Genomic DNA, 17,289 nt, shown 5'->3' with positions numbered 1-17,289 from the left:
CGCCGCACCGGCCTTTCCCCTCAGGCGCGGCCCGCGGCCTTCTGGCTGCGGCGGGACAGCGAGTCGACGACGACGGCGGCCAGCAGGACCGCACCGGTGATCATGAACTGGACGGCGTTGCTGACGCCCATGATGTTCATGCCCGACTGGATCGACCCGATCACCAGCGCGCCGAGCAGCGCGGACCAGACCGAACCGCGCCCGCCGAACAGGCTGGTGCCGCCGATGACGGCCGCGGCGATGACGTTCATCAGCAGGTTGCCGCCGCCGGAGGTCTGGCTCGCGGACTGGATCTGCCCGGCGAGGAAGAGGCCGCCGACCGCCGCCATGGTGCCGGAGATCGAGAAGACGGTCATCCGGATGAACGGCACGCTGATGCCGGCCCGGCGCGCGCCCTCGATGTTGCCGCCGACGGCGAAGACCTGCCGGCCGTAGGTGCTCCGGCGCAGGACGAAGTCGATGACGACCAGCACGATCAGGAAGATCAGGAGCGCCAGCGGGAGCCCCTGGTACTGGTTGAGGATGTAGGCCGCGGCGAAGGCGATCGCGGCGATGACCGCCGTACGGATCACGATCTCGGCGATCGGCCGGAACGGCACCCTGGCCTTCTGGCGGCGCCTGGCGTCGAGGAGGGAGGCCGCGAGGAACAGCCCCACACCGACGGCGGCCGTCACGTAGGAGGCCGCCGAGGAGTGGAAGATCTTCGAGTAGAGCTCGGAGACGATGCTCTCGCTCGGGATGTTGACCGTTCCGCTGGTGCCGAGCACCTGGAGCATGAGTCCGTTCCAGGCCAGGTTGCCGGCGAGCGTGACGACGAACGCGGGCACGCCGACCTTGGCGAAGAAGAAGCCCTGGATAAGTCCGACGGCGGCTCCGCCCGCGACGGCGACCAGGAGCGCGAGCCACTCGTTCATGCCGTTCAGGACGTTGAGTACGGCGAAGATCGCGGCACACAGGCCGCTGACCGAGCCGACGGAGAGGTCGATCTCGCCGAGCAGCAGGACGAAGACGATCCCGATGGCGATCATGCCCGTGCCGACGATCTGCTGGCTCAGGTCGGACAGGTTCTGCGCCGAGAGGAACGCGCTGTCCAGGGAGCCGAAGACGGTCCAGATGATGATCACGGCGATGACCACCGGCAGGGAGCCCAGCTCACCGCTGCGCAGTTTGCGCTTGAACTCCCCGAGGTAGCCCTTGATGCCCTCCTCCCGGACGATCAGCCGGGCGTCCACGGCGGGCATGGCGTCATGGGCCGGTTCCTGGCCCGCCGCGTCGCCGGATCCGGGTGTGGAGGGGTCGTGCGGGCCTCGGTCGCGCCTCATCGCTCCTCCTCCCGCTTCCGCGCCTGACGGCGGGTCACGGCGCTGTCGCTGGCGCCGGTGATGGCGGAGATGATCTCCTCGGTGGTGGTGGCGCGTTTGTCGAAGACGCCGTTGTTCCGGCCCAGGCGCAGCACGGCGATGCGGTCCGCGACCGCCATCACGTCCACCATGTTGTGGCTGATCAGGATGGTGCCGAGCCCCTGCTCGCGGAGCCGCTCGACGAGGTCGAGGACCTCGGCGGTCTGCTCCACGCCGAGCGCGGCGGTGGGCTCGTCCAGGATGACGACCTTCGGTGCGCCGATCAGGGAGCGGGCGATCGCCACGGTCTGGCGCTGGCCGCCGGAGAGCGAGGCGACGGGAATGCGGACGCTGGGGATGCGGATGGAGAGCGTGTCGAGGAGTTCGCGCGAGCGCTGTTCCATGCGGACCTCGTCGAGCACACCCCACCTCTTGAGCTCACGGCCGAGGAAGAGGTTGCCGACGACGTCCAGGTTGTCGCAGAGCGCCAGGTCCTGGTAGACGGTGGCGATGCCGAGGGACTGGGCGTCGTGGGGCCGGTGGATGGAGACCGGTCTGCCCTCCCAGGCGATGACTCCGCCGTCCGGCGGGTTCACCCCGGCGATCGCCTTGACGGCGGTCGACTTGCCGGCGCCGTTGTCGCCCACGAGGGCGACGACCTCTCCGGCGTGGACCTCCAGGTCGAACTCCGAGAGTGCCTGGACGGCTCCGAACCGCTTGGAGATTCCCCGAAGACTGAGCACAGGTGTTCCGAGCACCGTCAACCGCCTCCTGCCGGGATCCCGGCGGACTCGCTCACGATCCTGTCCGGCCGGTACGGCTCGCGCCGCGGGCGACCTCGCGGTCGCCGCGCGCCGCGGGCTCCTTACTCCAGACCGGCCTCCGCGCAGGCGGACGCGTACGCGGGCGTGCAGATCTCGTCCACCGTGTAGAGGCCGTCCTTGACGACCGTGTCGCCGATGTTGTTCTTGTCGACCACGATCGGCGTCAGCAGGTTGGCCGGAACCTTCTCACCACTGCCGCTGGTGACGGTCGTGGGCACCAGGGACGCGGGAAGCTCCTTGCCCTCGGCCAGGTTGACCGCCATGGTGGCGGCGATGTCGGCCTCCGGCTTGTAGGGCTTCATGATGGTGATGGTCTGGGTGCCGAGCAGAATCCGCTGGATGGCGTCGAGTTGGGCGTCCTGCCCGGTCAACGGCACATTGATGCCGGACGCCTTGAGGGCGGTGGCGATGCCGGCGGCCAGTCCGTCGTTGGCCGAGTACACGCCGACGATGTTGTCCTTGCCCAGCGCGCTGATCGCGCCCGACATCTGCTGGTTGGCGTTGTTGGGGTCCCAGTTCGGCGTGTCGTACTCCTTGCCGATGTCGACCTTGCCGTCGAGGACCGAGTGAGCACCGGCCTTGAACTCGGCGGCGTTGGGGTCGGTGGGAGACCCGTTGTGCATGACGATCTGGCCACTGTCGGCCTTGTCGCCGAGCGCCTTCAGCAGTGCCTGGCCCTGCAACTCGCCGACCTTGAAGTTGTCGTACGAGACGTAGGCGTCGACGGGGCCCTGCGCGAGCCGGTCGTACGCGACGACCTTCACGCCCGCGTCCTTGGCCTTCTGCACGGACGACTGGATGGACTTGGAGTCCACCGCGTCCAGGATCAGCACCTGATCGCCCTTGGCGAGCGCGGTGTTGACCTGCTGCTGCTGAGTGGTGGCGCTCTCGGCCGCGTTGTAGTAGTCGATCTGGGCGTCGGGCGCCAGTTCCTTGATCTTCTCTTCGATGTACGGCCGGTCGAACTTCTCGTAGCGCGTGGTCTTGCTCTCGGGGAGCAGCAGGCCGATCTTGATGTCGTCCTGCTGCGCGGCGCCGGGCTGGGCGCTGCTGACGGAGACGGCTCCCAAGGAGAGGGCCGCGGCTCCGACCAGGGCTATCGCGCCACGCAATGTGCGGGTCATCGGGGGCTCCTTCCGTACGCCCCCTTCCCTTCACCAGGTGAACGCGGGAGTCGAAGGGGTGTACTTATGGCCTTAATACGACATTAGCCGCAACTGGAGGACCGGCAAGCGGGTGACCGCGCCGGGCGTCGACCCGCGGGCAGCTGGCACAGACCGCCGACGACGCCGAGCCAGGGGGAGCCGAGCGCGGCGACCAGGCCTTCTCGGCCGCCGGGCTCCGCCGGGACGTCGCCTTCGAGGTCAGCACCGCGGACCTCCTGATGGCCCGGCTCGTCGCGCAGGAGTTCGCCGCCGCCCTGCTCCCGGCCGCCTTCGTGCCCCGGCTCCCGGGGCGGCCGAGGTGACCGACGCGCCGACGCGCGTGGAGTACGTGGTCCGGAGCCGCGCCGGCCGCACCCCCGCGGCGACCCCGTGCCTGGCGCTCGTAGGCGTCCCGGACCCGGCCCCGGTCCGGCCCCGGGTCCCGGCCCCGGTCCGGCCCCGGATCCCGGCCCCGGTCCGGTCCCGGATCCCGTCACGGGAACGGTCAGGAATCGAGAAGCGCCCGCTCCAGGCCGCACGTAGCGTGGCTGTCGTACGGGGACGGGCGGGCCGCGGAGCTACCCGCCCGGACCTGGTTTCCGTCTCCGCCACGCCACCGGGTCCCCATGACCCACGACTCCAGGAGTGACCATGAGCGCCTCTTCCACGCAGGGCGTCAAGACCGTGCTGCACCCCGTCTCCGACCTCGCGAAGGCCAAGGCGGTGTACGCCGCGCTGCTCGGCACCGATCCCCAGGTCGACGGGGAGTACTACGTCGGTTTCGAGGCCGGGGGCCAGCACATCGGGCTGGTGCCGAGCGGTGGACCGCAGGGCATGACCTCGCCGGTCGCCTACTGGCACGTACCGGACATCGAGGCCAAGATCGCCGAGGTCACCGCCGCCGGCGCCACCGTCAAGGAGCCCGCGCACGACGTCGGCGGCGGCCGCCTCGTGGCCACCGTCACCGACACCGACGGCAACGTCCTCGGGCTCGTCCAGGACCGGTGAGCGCCGGCGCCCCGGCCGCCGGGCGTTGCCGCCGGGGCGCCGACGACGTAGAACGACGACGTAGCCCCAGAGACGTACCCGCTCACAGATGGAGACACGATCAGCATGGCCACGAGGAAGGGCGCGCGGCCGACGACGCCGCACGGTGCCGACAGCCACGACGTGATCCGCGTGCACGGCGCACGCGAGAACAACCTCAAGGACGTCAGCATCGAGATCCCCAAGCGCCGGCTGACGGTGTTCACCGGGGTCTCCGGCTCGGGCAAGAGCTCGCTGGTGTTCAACACGATCGCCGCGGAGTCGCAGCGGCTGATCAACGAGACGTACAGCACCTTCGTCCAGGGCTTCATGCCGACGCTCGCCCGCCCCGAGGTGGACGTGCTGGACGGTCTGACGACGGTGATCACCGTCGACCAGCAGCGGATGGGCGCCGACCCCCGCTCGACCGTCGGCACCGCCACGGATGCCAACGCGATGCTGCGCATCCTCTTCAGCCGGCTCGGCAAGCCGCACATCGGACCGCCCAGCGCGTACTCCTTCAACACCGCCTCGGTCCGGGCGAGCGGGGGCATCACCGTCGACCGCGGCGCCGCGAAGACGAAGACCGTGAAGGCGACGTTCCAGCGCACCGGCGGCATGTGCACGCACTGCGAGGGCCGGGGCAAGGTCTCCGACATCGACCTCACGCAGCTCTACGACGACTCCAAGTCGCTCTCCGAGGGCGCGTTCACCATCCCCGGCTGGAAGTCGGACAGCCAGTGGACCGTGCAGCTCTACGCGCAGTCCGGCTTCGTCGACCCGGACAAGCCGATCCGCAGGTTCACCAAGAAGGAGATGCAGGCCTTTCTCTACGGCGAGCCGACCAAGATCAAGGTCAACGGCATCAACCTCACCTACGAGGGACTGATCCCGAAGATCCAGAAGTCGTTCCTGTCCAAGGACAAGGAGTCGATGCAGCCGCACATCCGGGCGTTCGTGGAGCGCGCGGTCACCTTCACCACCTGCCCCGAGTGCGACGGCACCCGGCTCAGCGAGGGCGCGCGGTCGTCGAAGATCAAGCGGATCTCGATCGCCGACGCCTGCGCCATGGAGATCCGGGACCTCGCCGAATGGGTCCGCGGCCTCAAGGAGCCGTCCGTGGCACCGCTGCTCGCCTCGCTGCAGCGGACGCTCGACTCGTTCGTCGAGATCGGCCTCGGCTATCTGTCGCTCGACCGGCCCGCGGGCACGCTGTCGGGCGGTGAGGCGCAGCGCGTGAAGATGATCCGGCACCTCGGCTCCTCCCTCACCGACGTCACGTACGTCTTCGACGAGCCCACCATCGGGCTCCACCCCCATGACATCCAGCGGATGAACGACCTGCTGCTGAGGCTGCGCGACAAGGGCAACACCGTCCTCGTCGTCGAGCACAAGCCCGAGGCGATCGCGATCGCCGACCATGTCGTGGACCTCGGTCCCGGTGCCGGAACGGCGGGCGGGACGGTCTGCTTCGAGGGCACGGTCGAGGAGTTGCGGGACGGCGACACGATCACCGGCCGTCACCTCGACGACCGGGCCGCGCTCAAGGAGTCGGTGCGCACGCCCACCGGCACCCTGGAGATCCGCGGCGCGGCGGCGAACAACCTGCGGGACGTCGACGTCGACATCCCGCTCGGCGCGCTGGTCGTCGTCACGGGTGTCGCCGGCTCGGGCAAGAGCTCCCTCGTGCACGGGTCGATCCCGGCCGGTGAGCCCGTCGTGTCGGTCGACCAGACGCCGATCCGGGGCTCGCGGCGGAGCAACCCGGCGACGTACACGGGTCTGCTCGACCCGATCCGCAAGGCGTTCGCGAAGGTCAACGGCGTCAAGCCCGCGCTCTTCAGCGCCAACTCCGAGGGTGCGTGCCCGACCTGCAACGGCGCCGGGGTCATCTACACCGACCTCGCGATGATGGCGGGCGTCGCCACCCCGTGCGAGGACTGCGAGGGGAAGCGGTTCCAGGCGGAGGTGCTCGAATACCACCTCGGCGGCCGGGACATCAGCGAGGTGCTCGCGATGTCGGTGACCGAGGCCGAGGAGTTCTTCGGATCCGGCGACGCGGCCACGCCGGCCGCGCACAAGATCCTGGAGCGGCTCACCGACGTCGGCCTCGGCTACCTCACCCTCGGCCAGCCGCTGACCACCCTGTCCGGCGGCGAGCGGCAACGGCTCAAGCTGGCCACCCACATGGGCGACAAGGGCGGTGTCTACGTCCTCGACGAGCCCACCACCGGCCTCCACCTCGCGGACGTGGAGCAGCTCCTCGGGCTGCTCGACCGGCTCGTCGACTCGGGCAAGTCGGTCATCGTCATCGAGCACCACCAGGCCGTCATGGCGCACGCCGACTGGATCATCGACCTCGGCCCCGGCGCCGGCCACGACGGCGGGAAGATCGTCTTCGAGGGGACGCCCGCGAAGCTCGTCGCCGACCGTTCCACCCTCACCGGCGAGCACCTCGCGGCGTACGTCGGAGCCTGAGCGAGGCACGGCACCGCACGAGCCCCGTCGCCGCCGGAAGGGCGGTGGCGGGGCTCGTGTCGCGTCGGCTGGTCCTCGCTCAGGCTCCGACGTATCCGTGTCAGCGGCGGCTGCGGACGAGCAGGTAGAGGAAGTACGGCGTGCCGATCACCGCGGTCATCATCCCGGCGCCGAGCTGTGCCGGGGCGATCACCGTACGGCCCAACAGGTCCGCCGTGCAGACGAGTACGGCGCCCAGGAGGACCGCGACCGGAACCACGCGCGTGTGCTGCCTGCCCACGAGGGCGCGGGCCGCGTGCGGGGCGACGAGGCCCACGAAGCCGATGGTGCCCGCGGCGGCGACGGCGGTGGCAGTGAGCAGGACGCTCAGGACCAGGAAGCCGAGCCGGCCGCGCTCCACGCCGAGGCCCAGGAGCCGTGGGGTGTCCTCGTCGAGCGACAGGAGGTCGAGCTCGGTACGCCGCAGGACCGCGGCGACCCCGCCCACGGCGAGCACAGCCACCAGGGGCACCGCGTCCGCCAGGGTCCGCCCGTAGGTGGAGCCGGAGAGCCAGGTGAGGGCCTTGGTCGCGTTGAACGGGTCGGTGAGGACGATGAGGAGGTTGATCAGCGCGGCCGTACCGGTGGCGACTCCGAAGCCGACGAGGACGAGCCGGTTCTGCTGGAAGCCGCCGCGGGCGGCGAGTCCGAAGACCACGACCGAACTGATCGCCGCGCCCACGAAGGCGGCGGCCGCGACGCTCCACGAAGTCGCGAGCGGAACGGTCGTGACGAGGAGTACGGCGCCGAGCGCGGCGCCGCCGGAGACGCCCAGGGTCGCGGGCTCGGCGAGCGGATTGCGGGTGACGGCCTGGACGAGCGTTCCGGCCAGGGCGAGTGCCGCGCCGGCGAGGAGCGCCGCGAGGACCCGGGGGACCCGGCTGTCCAGGATGAAGGTCGTGGTCTGCCCCGCCCTGCCCTGCGCCCAGTTCATGACATCGCCGAGGAGCAGTTTGCTGTCGCCCAGCAGGACGGCGGCGATCGTGACGCCCGCCAGCACCGCCACCAGTACGGCGGTGGTGGTCAGGAAGACGGCCCGGCTTCGGATGCGCAGCCGGTCGGCCGCGGCGGCTCCGGCGGTGTCGCGTGCCCGTGTCGCCATCACGATGAGGAAGACGGCGCCGACCAGGCTCGTGACGACACCCGTCGGCACGGCGACCGCCGTGTCCGCCGGCACGATGGCGCGCAGCAGCACGTCCGAACCCATGACGAGGGCCGCGCCGACGAGACCCGCCACCGGAAGTCCGGCCCGCGCGCGGGAGAAGCCGCGGTAGCGGCGGACGAGCGGACGCACGAGGGCGGGGGCGCACAGACCGACGAAGCCGATCGGGCCGGCCAGCGTGACGGCCGCCGCGGAGAGCATCGACGCGAGCACGACCGCGGTGACGCGGGTGGAGCGCACGGGCACGCCGAGGCCGCGGGCCGCGTCGTCGCCGAGTGCCAGCGCGTCGACCCTGCGGGCGATGAGCAGCAGCCCGACGAGGCCGAGGAGTCCGATCGGTGCCATCTGGAGCACACCGTCGAACCCGTTCTGGGAGATGCTGCCCTGGTTCCAGGCGAAGAGGCCCACCGTCTGCTGGGGGAACAGCAGGAGCAGCCCCTCGGTGACGGCGGTCAGGCCGAGCAGGAGCGCGCTGCCGGCGAGCACGAGCCGCACGGTACCCGCGCCCAGGCCGGAGAGGCCGAGGACGACGGCCGCCGCGGCGAGTCCGCCGACGAACGCGACGCCCGAGGAGGCGAGCAACGGGAGTGAGACTCCACTGACGGCGGCCAGTCCGAGGGCCAGGTAGGAGCCCGCGTTCACCGCGAGGGTGTCGGGCGAGGCGAGCACGTTGCGGCTGACGGCCTGGAGGGCGGCGCCGGCCATGCCGAGCGCGGCGCCGACGAGCAGTCCGGCTGCCATTCTCGGCAGGCGCGAGGCGATGACGACGGAAGCGTCGGACGGGTCGGCCCGGCCGGTGAGGGCCTTCCAGACCTCGGACGCGCCGACGGAGGCCGTGCCCTGGGTGATGTCGACGAGCGCGAAGCCGGCGACGAGGAGGAGCAGTGCGGCCGTCACCGCGGCCGCGCCCGTCCGGGACGCGGCCGCCGACGGAAGGGTGGCGGAGGAAGGTGCGGTGACGGCCATGGGGGTTACTTCGTCAGCGCCTTGACGACGGAGTCGACGTACTGGTTCATCGACTCGGTCCCGCCGAACATCCAGATGCCGTCGGGCAGCCGGTGGGTGTCGCCCTTCTTCACGAACGACAGCGAGGTCCACACCTTGTCCTTCTTCAGGACGCCGTCGAACGGGGTGCTGCTCGGGTCGCCGTTGTTGCTGATGTACGCGAAGTGCGTGCCCTCACCGAGCTTGGTGAGGCCCTCGACGTCGGTGGTGCCGAGGCCGTAGGCCGGGTCGCCCTCGACCGTCCAGGCGTTCTTCAGACCGAGCTTCTCGTTGACGGCGCCGATGAGGGAGCCGCCGGTGAAGGGGCGGATCGAGACCTGGTTGGAGACGACGTAGCCGTCGGCGAAGGCGTACGGCTTGCCGGCCAGGCCTGCGTCGGCCAGGGCCTTCTTGCCCTCGGCGAGCTTCGCCTCGAACTCCGTCTTGAGCTTGCCGGCCTTCTCGGTGGTGCCGGTGGCCTGGGCGATGAGGTCGAGGTTCTTCGTCATCCGGCCGATCGGGTCGGCGGCGTCGGCGGCCTTGAGCTCCAGGACCGGGGCGATCTTCCGCAGCTGCTTCACGGCGGCCGGGGGCAGGTCGTTGGTGGCGACGACGAGGTCGGGCTTCAGACCGGCGACGGTCTCCACGCTCGGCTCGCCGCGCGTGCCGATGTCCTTGGCGTCGTTCTTCAGCGGGACGGCGGTGTCCCACGTCTTGTAGCCCTTGACGTCGGCGACGCCGACGGGGTCGACGCCGAGGGAGATCAGGGTCTCGACGACGTTCCACTCGGTGCCGACGACCTTCTTGGCGGGTCCGTCGAGGGTCACCTTCACGCCGGTGGAGTCGGTGAGGGTGATGGGCTCCGCGGACTTCTTCGCGTCGTCCTCGGCGGGCTCGGTGGTCCCGCAGGCGGTCAGGGTGAGGGCCGCCGTGGTGGCGACCGCGGCGGTGAGGAGGAGGCGTCTCATGAGGTGGTGCCGAGCCTTTCGCTTCGCGTGTGGTGGCGGCCGATGGCGCGGGTGCGCAGCCGGCCTGTCGTGGGGTCGGTGTCGACCTCGATGCGGATGCCGTACGTGTCCGTCAGCCGCGGTGCGGTCAGGACGTCTTCGGGGCGGCCCTCGGCGATGATCCGTCCCGCGCGGAGCAGGACGATCCGGTCGGCGACGGCCGCGGCCTGGTCGAGGTCGTGCAGGACGACGCCGACGGCGATGCCGTGGTCGTCGGCCAGGTCGCGGATCAGGTCGAGGAGTTCGATCTGGTACCGCAGGTCGAGATAGGTCGTCGGCTCGTCGAGGAGCAGCACACCGGTCTCCTGGGCGAGGCAGCCCGCGAGCCAGACCCGCTGGAGCTGCCCTCCGGAGAGGAACTCGGCGCCGCGGTCGGCGAACTCCTCGACGCCCGTCATGCCGAGCGCGCGGTCCACCGCCAGCCTGCCGCCCGGGTCCGCCTTGCCCCAGCGGCCGCGGTACGGGTACCGGCCGAACTCGACGACGTCCCGTACCGTCAGGCCGCTCGGCGTGGGGCGACCCTGCGTCAGCAGGGCCACGTGCCGGGAGAACTCGCGGGGCGTCAGGGCGAGGCCGTCCGTCTCGGCGTCGATGGTCAGCGTGGCGCTGCGGGGCCGTTGCAGACGGGCGATCGTCCGCAGGAGCGTCGACTTCCCGCTTCCGTTCGGCCCGACGAGCACGGTCACTTCGCCGGGTCGCAACGTCACGGACGCGTCGTGCACGACGTCGACACCGTCGTAGGCGACGGTGACCTCTCGGGCCGACAGGGCGTGACCGCGCACGGCCGTGGCCTGCGGGCTTTCTTCACCAACTCTCACGCCATGCAGGTTAGCCTAACCTAATTAACTCTGAATACCGGGTGCCCGAAGCTGGACCGGACAAGCCGGGCAAATTCGGTTATATCCGGTCAGATGACGTTCGGTCGGTTCCGGCTGCTCCGGATCGGCCGACGGGTGCTCAGCAGGCGTTCAGACCATCGAGCGCCGTGTCGTACGCGGGGACGTGGGCGTCGGCCCCGGGGAGGGCGAGGGCCTCCCGGAACTGCTGCCGGGCCTCGGCCCGACGGCCTGCCGCGGCGTAGCTCTGGCCCAGCCGGATACGGACATCCATCTCCAGCCACGTACTGGTGCGCTCGGTGAGCGTGGACAGCGCCTCCCGGTGGAGGTCGACGGCCCGGTCCAGACAGCCCCTGCCGTGTTCCACCGTTCCGAGGCGGGAGAGGGTGACCGTGCGCAGCTCCTCCTCGCCCGCCTCACGGGCCAGTTCGGCTGCCCGGCCCACCAGTCGCGCCGCTTCGGTGTGGCGGCCGAGGGCCAGCTGGGCGTCGGCCGCGAAGCAGAGGAAGCGGGCGATCAGTCCGGGGCGGCCGTTCTTCTCCGCGAAGGCGAGGGCGGTGTCGTAGTGCTCGAACGCCAGCTCATGACGCCCCTGCCGGCCGTGGATCCCGCCCAGATTGCAGATCACCATCCCGGCCAGCCAGGTGTCGTCGAGCCCGGTCGCCAGCTCCGCCGCCTCGTTCAGCCGGGCGACGGCCTCCTCGGTGTCGCCGAGGGGCCACTCCACGATTCCGAGGCCGGCGACCGCCCGCGCCCGGTCGAGAGGGTCACCCTGGCTCTCGGCACGGCGCAGCGCGTCCGCGAACCAGGCGCGCGCCTGCCGCAGCCTCCCTCCGTAGATGTCGGTGACGCCCAGACAGTTGCGCAGGGAGGCGGGCATCCGCCGGTCGGTGCTCATCTCCGCGTACGGCAGGACGAGTTCGAGCGCGGCGCGGGACTCGTGAGAACGGCCCTGGCGGACCAGGGGGTCGACCAGGCTCTCGGCGATCCAGCAGGCGTGGTCGTACTCACCGGCGGCCACCGCGTAGGCCACGACGTCCACCAGCTCACCGCCGGCGGCCTCCAGCCAGGCGGCCGCGGCCCTCCAGTCGCCGAAGGGCGAGCCCAGGCCGGCGGGGCCGGTCGGGAAGCCGCCGGGGCCCCAGTCTCCGGCACCGCGGCCCGCGGCGACGTAGAGCCGCAGGACCGCCGCGCGGTCGGCGGCGGCCTCCTCGGGTGCCGCCTCGGCGAGCCGCCGCGCATGGGCCCTGACGAGGTCGTGCGGCCGGTAGCGGCCGGGGCGCGGCTGCTGGAGCAGGCTCGCGTCGACGAGCCGCTCCATGAGGTCCTCGGCCGCCTCGCGGGTGCAGCCCAGCATCACGGCAGGCGTGAGGCCGTCGAAGACAGGGGTCGGGGCGGCCCCCACCGTGCGGAAGGCGCGCCGCAGTTCGGGCGTGAGCTGGTCGTACGAGAGCCGGAACGCCGCCTCCACGCTGCGGTCCCCCGCCCTCAGCTCGTCGAGGCCGTGCTCGTCGTCCGGCATCCGGCCCGCCAGGTGGGCCATCGTCCAGGAGGGGCGGTGCTGCAGCCGCGCGCCGGTGATGCGCAGTGCCAGCGGCAGTCCGCCGCAGCGCCGGGCGAGTTCGCGCGCGGCCTGCGGTTCGCTGTCCGCGCGTTCCTCGCCGAGGAGCCGCCGGAGCAGTTCGACCGCCGCTGCCGTGCCGAGCGGCTCGACGGTGAGGCGCAGGTCGGCGTCGAGGTCGGGCAGGCGACCGCGCCCGGCGACCAGGACCCGGCTGCCGGGTCCGGCCGGCAGCAGCGGGCGCACCTGCTCCGCGCTGCGGGCGTCGTCGACGACCAGGAGCAGCCGCAGCGCGCTCGTCGCCGCGCGCCAGGCCCCGACCAGTTCGTCCAGGTCGTCCGGAAGGCCGTCGGCGTCGCTCCCGACGGCGCGCAGCAACCGGCGCAGGGCACGGCGCGGGCCGACGCTCTCGTGGGCCCCGTCGTGCGTGCGCAGGTCCACGAAGAGGCAGCCGTCCGGGTACCGGGCGTGGAGCGTCCAGCCCGCGCGGACCACCAGCGCGGTCTTGCCGACCCCCGCCGTCCCGTCCACGGCCGCGACGGACACGGCTGCGTCCGGCACCGGGGCCGTGAGCAGGGCGAGTTCGGCCTCGCGGCCGACGAGGCACGCGGTGTCGCCCGGCAGGTCGACGCGGGGCCTGCGCGGGCGCGCGGCGGCGGACCGGGCCGGGGGCGCGCCCTCGGCGCCGTCGCCGAGCAGCAGGGCATCGTCCCGGCGCAGGACGCCCTGGTGGATCCGCCGGAGCTCGTCGCCGGGTTCCAGGCCCAGCTCTTCGAGGAGCCGGTCGCGCATCTCCCGGTAGAGGGCGAGGGCTTCCGCCTGCCGGCCGCTGCCGTACAGCGCCCGCATCCGCAGGGCGGCGAGGGCCTCGTCGTACGGCTGGGAGACGGCCGCGGCCGCGAGGCCGTCCAGGGTGTCGGCGAAGCGGCCGAGGAGGACCAGGAGTTCCGCGCGCTCGTGCCGCAGCGCGCGCCGGTGCTGGGCGAGGCGCTGGCGCTCCGCCTCGGCGAAGGGTCCCGGCAGCCCGGCCAGCGGTTCGCCGCGGAAGAGGTCCAGGGCCCGCGTGCAGAGCTCCAGTGCGCCGTCGAGGCTGCCCGCGGCCTTGGCGCGCCGGCTCCCGGCCGCCCGCTCGGTCAGCTCGGCCACGTCGGTGCTCGCCGCGCCGGCGACGAAGCGGTAGCCCCCGCGCTCACCCCGGATCACGGACCGTGCGGTCGCGGTGCCGGGTGCGTCCAGCGCCTTCCGCAGGGGGTAGACGTAGCTCGGCAGGACCCGGTGGCCCGTCCCCGGGGGCTCCGTTCCCCACACGTCGTCGAGCAGCTGCTGACGCGTGATCAGGGTCCCGTCCCGTAAGGCCAGCGCGGCGAGGACCGCCTGCCTCCGTACGGGACCGATGTCGAGCCGCGCCTCGCCCCGGCGGACGCCGACCGGTCCCAGCAGGTCGATCCGCAGCCGTGCCGCCGGATCCCCGTCCATCCCCGAATCCCCCATGCCCCCTGGCCTCCCCCGTCGTCGCCCGCTCGCGTGACCGTCCGGCTCGCATCAGCAGGATTTCATCGCCTTTCCAGCGTCTCGCGAGAGGGTCGGCCACGTCAGCGAGAGAGGACCAGCCACCATGTCGAACGTCGATCGCCCGACCGGGACCCCGCCCACCCGCCGTGGTGCGCGATGGGAGCGCTTCCGGGTCACCCGCCCGTTCTCCCCCGCCGACCTGGCGGGCCTGTGGGGGGCGATCATCGGGGTCGTGGCGCTCGCCCTACTGCTCGGCTGGGCCCTGGAGATGGCGGGCGGCGTGGTGATCGTCGCGGCCCTGCCGTTCATCATCTCCTGGTTCGAACAGCGGCGCACGGCCTTCCAGTTCGACGCGGCGGGTGTGCGTGTCGGCAACGTGCTGCTGCCGTGGACCGACGTCGCGCAGTTCGCCGTGGCGACCCCACCGGACGATCCGCACGCCCTGATCGGTGTCCGGCTCCGCCCCGGCGCCGCCCTGCCGCCCGGCGCCGTCGTTCCGCCGCCGAACCCGGCGATGCCCGCGCCCATCCATGTCGCCGTACAGCGGGCCAAGTTCAGCCTGCCCAAGCTGGTCCGCAAGGCGCGCGGCTACGCCCCGTCGCATGTCCGGATCGTGATCGTCGAGCCGACGGGCGAACGCTCCGCGGTCTGAGGGCGTCCCGGATCGGCCCCCCGAACGGGGGACGGGGGGCCGGAGGGCCGGGGTGCGCCGGGGGGGGGGGGCCCCCGCCGGGGGGGGGGGGGGGGCGGGGGGGGGGGGGGGCGGGGGGGGGGCCCCCCCCCGCCCGGGAGGGTGGAGACTGGGTCAGGGGAAGAAGACGACGGTCGAGGGGATGGTGTCGCTGCCGGCCGTGGGCGCTCCGATGTCAGCTCATGGCCATGCCGATCGCCATCGGCACGCGGTGGACGAGGAGTTCGAGGGCCAGGGCGGGGCAGGAGCAGCAGGCACGGCAGCCCGATGCGGCGCAGCCGCCCTGAGCGGCGGCGCGGGGAGCCTGCCTCTCCGGGCGGGGCCTTCCGCACCGCCCGTGCCGCCGAGGGCGTGACGGTAGAGGTCATGACGGGTCCCGTGCCTACTTCTCGGCATCTGCTGCTGTGCCTTTTCGAGCGCGTCCTTCACGGACGCGTCGGTGACGGGGCGGCCGCCCGCGGCGTCGGCGAACAGCTCCTTGACCGCGGTGCCGACCGCGGTCTCGAACGGGGACTCCTCGGGACCAGCGGCAGGGCGGAGGCGCTGGTGGCGAGCGTGTCGCGTATGACGGTGAGCGACGGCGCGGAGAAGGCGGGGTCCTGCTGAGCGGTCTTGACCGGCGGGGCGCGGGGGCGACGCCGCACTCGTCCTCCCTCATCCCCTGCGAGGCGAACGCCTGCGAGGGGATCTCCCAGAGGACCCTCGCCGTCCCGTCCTTGGCGAAGTCGCTCAAGCACGGGTTCTGGGCGTACTCCGCGTCGCCGGGAGCGACGATCCTGGACGCGGCCATCAGGTCGACGTACTGCTTGACCGCGGCGACGGCTCCGTAGGAGGTGAAGTCGGCCTTGCCGTCGGCGGTGACGAAGTCGGCGCCGTGCTGCTTGCCGAGGACGAAGACCTGGTGGATGTTGTTCGAGAGGTTGGCGCCCTCGACACCGATGGCCCACTTGCCGTCCTGCTCAGGCGCTTGTCGGTGGCGACCAGTTCGTCCCAGGCGCCCGGGGGCTTGTCGACGCCGGCGTCCTTGAACATCCTTGCCGCCGATCTTCTCCAGGTTCGCGGCGTCCCAGGCCGGCAGGGCGCCGGTGGACGGCAGGGTGGCGCTCCAGGTGTTGCCCATGTTGGGGACGGGGCTCTGGCCGGAGTGGTCGGAGGTGGTCGCGGTGAGGATGCGGCTGGGAGGTGGAGCCCGAACCGTCGGTTGCGCCGCCTCCGCAGGCGGCGGCGGTGGGGAGGAGGAGGGGGTGAACGGCACCGGACGACCCCCTGCTTATTTTAGGATGTGAGTTAAATACCGAGAGAAGAGCGCGTCAAGGGCCCCGGCAGGGGTATCTTGCGAGGAGAGACTTCACGAACAGGGGGCAGGGTGCGAGCGAAGAGCAGTCGTACGGTGCGTGACCTGCGGCGGGAGAACCGCACCGCGGTTCTGCAACGATTGTATTTCGACGGGCCGCAGAGCCGTCTGACGCTCGGCCCGGCCACCGGGCTGAGTTCCGGTTCCGTCAGCAACGTGGTCGGTGAACTCCTGGCCGAGGGCCTGGTGGAGGAGGCCGGCAGTGTCGACTCCGCCGGGGGCCGGCCCCGCACCCTGCTGCGCGTCAGCCCGGCCAGCGGCTGCATGATCGGTATCGACGTCGGCGAGACCCGCATCAGGGTCGAGCTCTTCGATCTCGCCCTGACCGAGCTGGCACGCGTGGAGCGTCCGCTGTCGCCCGACGACACCGGCCCGCACGGCGGCTACGACGTCGACGTCGTGGTCGGCCACGTGCGCGACGGCATCGCCACGGTGCTGCGCGCGGCGGACGTGCCGCCGGAGCGGCTGCTCGGCGTCGGCATCGGCGTCCCGGGCATCGTCGCGCATACGCCCGAGGACGGCGCCGTCGTCCACGGCCAGACCGTCGGCTGGGACGCCGTGCCCCTGGAGCGGCTGCTCCGGGAGACCGACGCGGTGCCCGCGAGCGTGCCGTACTACATCGACAACGGCTCCAAGACACTCGGCCAGGCCGAGATGTGGTTCGGGGCCGGGCGCGGCACCGCGAGCGCCGTGGTCGTCCTCTTCGGCTCCGGTGTCGGCGCGTGCGTGATCGGCGAGGGGATGGGCACCGGCCGGGCGATCGAGTGGGGCCACCTCACGGTCCGGGTGCGCGGGCGCCGTTGCCGCTGCGGCTCCCAAGGCTGCCTGGAGGCGTACGCGGGTGCCGAGGCGCTCCTCGACCGCTGGCGGGAGGCGGGCGGGCAGCCGCCCGCGGGGGCGGACGAGGAGACCGCGCTGACGTCGATGATCGCGGCCGCCTACCCGCCGCACGGAGCGGAGCGGAAGCCCGACGCGACGGCGCTCGCCGTTCTGGAGGAGACCGCGGAGTACCTGGGCGCGGGCTTCGCCGACCTGATCAACCTCTTCCAGCCCGAGCGCATCCTCGTCGGCGGCTGGGCCGGCCTCCAGCTCGGCTCCCGCTTCCTGGAGACGGTCAAGCCCCACGCCGCGGCCTTCGCCCTGCGCTACCCGGCCAGCCGGACCCGGATCGAGCTGGGCACGCTCGGCCCGGACGCCGTCACGGTGGGGGCCGCGATCCTGCCTCTCGAGGCGTTCTTCGCCCGGGGCGGCCGCCACAGCGAGGCCCCGCCGGAGGAGCCGGTCCCCGCCTGGGAACCCGCCCTCCGGCACCGCGCGACGTCCTAGGGGG

The 17,289-nt window shown here is 72.2% G+C and carries 11 protein-coding genes and 1 pseudogene; 4 read left to right on the top strand and 8 right to left on the bottom strand.

Going from position 1 to position 17,289, the window contains the following annotated elements; translation table 11 throughout:
- Positions 1-20: 20 nt before the first annotated feature.
- The 3 genes from ACZ3IJ_RS02245 to ACZ3IJ_RS02235 all read right to left on the bottom strand — a co-directional run bounded on the left by ACZ3IJ_RS02245 (position 21) and on the right by ACZ3IJ_RS02235 (position 3,288).
- Positions 21-1,322 carry a sugar ABC transporter permease gene (locus ACZ3IJ_RS02245; RefSeq protein WP_467465742.1) on the bottom strand — a complete coding sequence of 434 codons (1,302 nt, stop codon included), beginning with the start codon at positions 1,320-1,322 and terminating at the stop codon, positions 21-23.
- Positions 1,319-2,098, bottom strand: coding sequence for an ATP-binding cassette domain-containing protein (locus tag ACZ3IJ_RS02240; protein WP_467465741.1), 780 nt, complete (start codon positions 2,096-2,098; stop codon positions 1,319-1,321). Before ACZ3IJ_RS02240 ends, ACZ3IJ_RS02245 begins: the two co-directional genes overlap by 4 nt.
- A gap of 107 nt (positions 2,099-2,205) precedes the next feature.
- Positions 2,206-3,288: a substrate-binding domain-containing protein gene (locus ACZ3IJ_RS02235; RefSeq protein ID WP_467465740.1), complete on the bottom strand. Its 1,083-nt coding sequence runs from the start codon at positions 3,286-3,288 to the stop codon at positions 2,206-2,208.
- Positions 3,289-3,960: 672 nt separating this feature from the next.
- On the opposite strand from ACZ3IJ_RS02235, the gene ACZ3IJ_RS02230 reads away from it, so the two are divergent.
- A complete protein-coding gene (locus tag ACZ3IJ_RS02230; protein ID WP_352189957.1) occupies positions 3,961-4,317 on the top strand; it encodes a VOC family protein in 357 nt (118 codons plus the stop codon).
- 99 nt (positions 4,318-4,416) lie between these two features.
- On the top strand, positions 4,417-6,813 hold the full coding sequence (locus ACZ3IJ_RS02225) for an ATP-binding cassette domain-containing protein (RefSeq protein WP_467466255.1): 2,397 nt from the start codon (positions 4,417-4,419) through the stop codon (positions 6,811-6,813).
- 100 nt (positions 6,814-6,913) lie between these two features.
- On the opposite strand, the gene ACZ3IJ_RS02220 is transcribed toward ACZ3IJ_RS02225, so the two are convergent.
- The 4 genes from ACZ3IJ_RS02220 to ACZ3IJ_RS02205 all read right to left on the bottom strand — a co-directional run bounded on the left by ACZ3IJ_RS02220 (position 6,914) and on the right by ACZ3IJ_RS02205 (position 13,893).
- Complete coding sequence (locus ACZ3IJ_RS02220; RefSeq protein ID WP_467465739.1) at positions 6,914-8,980, bottom strand: iron ABC transporter permease; 2,067 nt, start codon at positions 8,978-8,980, stop codon at positions 6,914-6,916.
- Positions 8,981-8,985: 5 nt separating this feature from the next.
- A complete protein-coding gene (locus ACZ3IJ_RS02215) occupies positions 8,986-9,966 on the bottom strand; it encodes an ABC transporter substrate-binding protein (RefSeq protein WP_467465737.1) in 981 nt (326 codons plus the stop codon).
- Positions 9,963-10,823: an ABC transporter ATP-binding protein gene (locus tag ACZ3IJ_RS02210; protein WP_467465736.1), complete on the bottom strand. Its 861-nt coding sequence runs from the start codon at positions 10,821-10,823 to the stop codon at positions 9,963-9,965. The genes ACZ3IJ_RS02215 and ACZ3IJ_RS02210 overlap by 4 nt, the downstream gene beginning before the upstream one ends.
- A 139-nt stretch (positions 10,824-10,962) precedes the next feature.
- Positions 10,963-13,893: an AfsR/SARP family transcriptional regulator gene (locus ACZ3IJ_RS02205; RefSeq protein ID WP_467465735.1), complete on the bottom strand. Its 2,931-nt coding sequence runs from the start codon at positions 13,891-13,893 to the stop codon at positions 10,963-10,965.
- A gap of 124 nt (positions 13,894-14,017) precedes the next feature.
- On the opposite strand from ACZ3IJ_RS02205, the gene ACZ3IJ_RS02200 reads away from it, so the two are divergent.
- Positions 14,018-14,566, top strand: coding sequence for a hypothetical protein (locus tag ACZ3IJ_RS02200; RefSeq protein ID WP_467465734.1), 549 nt, complete (start codon positions 14,018-14,020; stop codon positions 14,564-14,566).
- A gap of 429 nt (positions 14,567-14,995) precedes the next feature.
- Here the strand turns inward: ACZ3IJ_RS02200 and ACZ3IJ_RS02195 are convergent.
- Positions 14,996-15,782: pseudogene (locus tag ACZ3IJ_RS02195) on the bottom strand (type 2 periplasmic-binding domain-containing protein); the annotation flags it as partial.
- 189 nt (positions 15,783-15,971) lie between these two features.
- On the opposite strand from ACZ3IJ_RS02195, the gene ACZ3IJ_RS02190 reads away from it, so the two are divergent.
- A complete protein-coding gene (locus ACZ3IJ_RS02190; RefSeq protein WP_467465732.1) occupies positions 15,972-17,285 on the top strand; it encodes an ROK family transcriptional regulator in 1,314 nt (437 codons plus the stop codon).
- The last annotated feature ends 4 nt before the right edge of the window (positions 17,286-17,289 follow it).

Source organism: Streptomyces sp. NPDC013317 (assembly GCF_055563155.1).
Note: the sequence above shows the minus strand (reverse complement) of the source record. Positions and strands in the feature narration are given on the sequence as shown.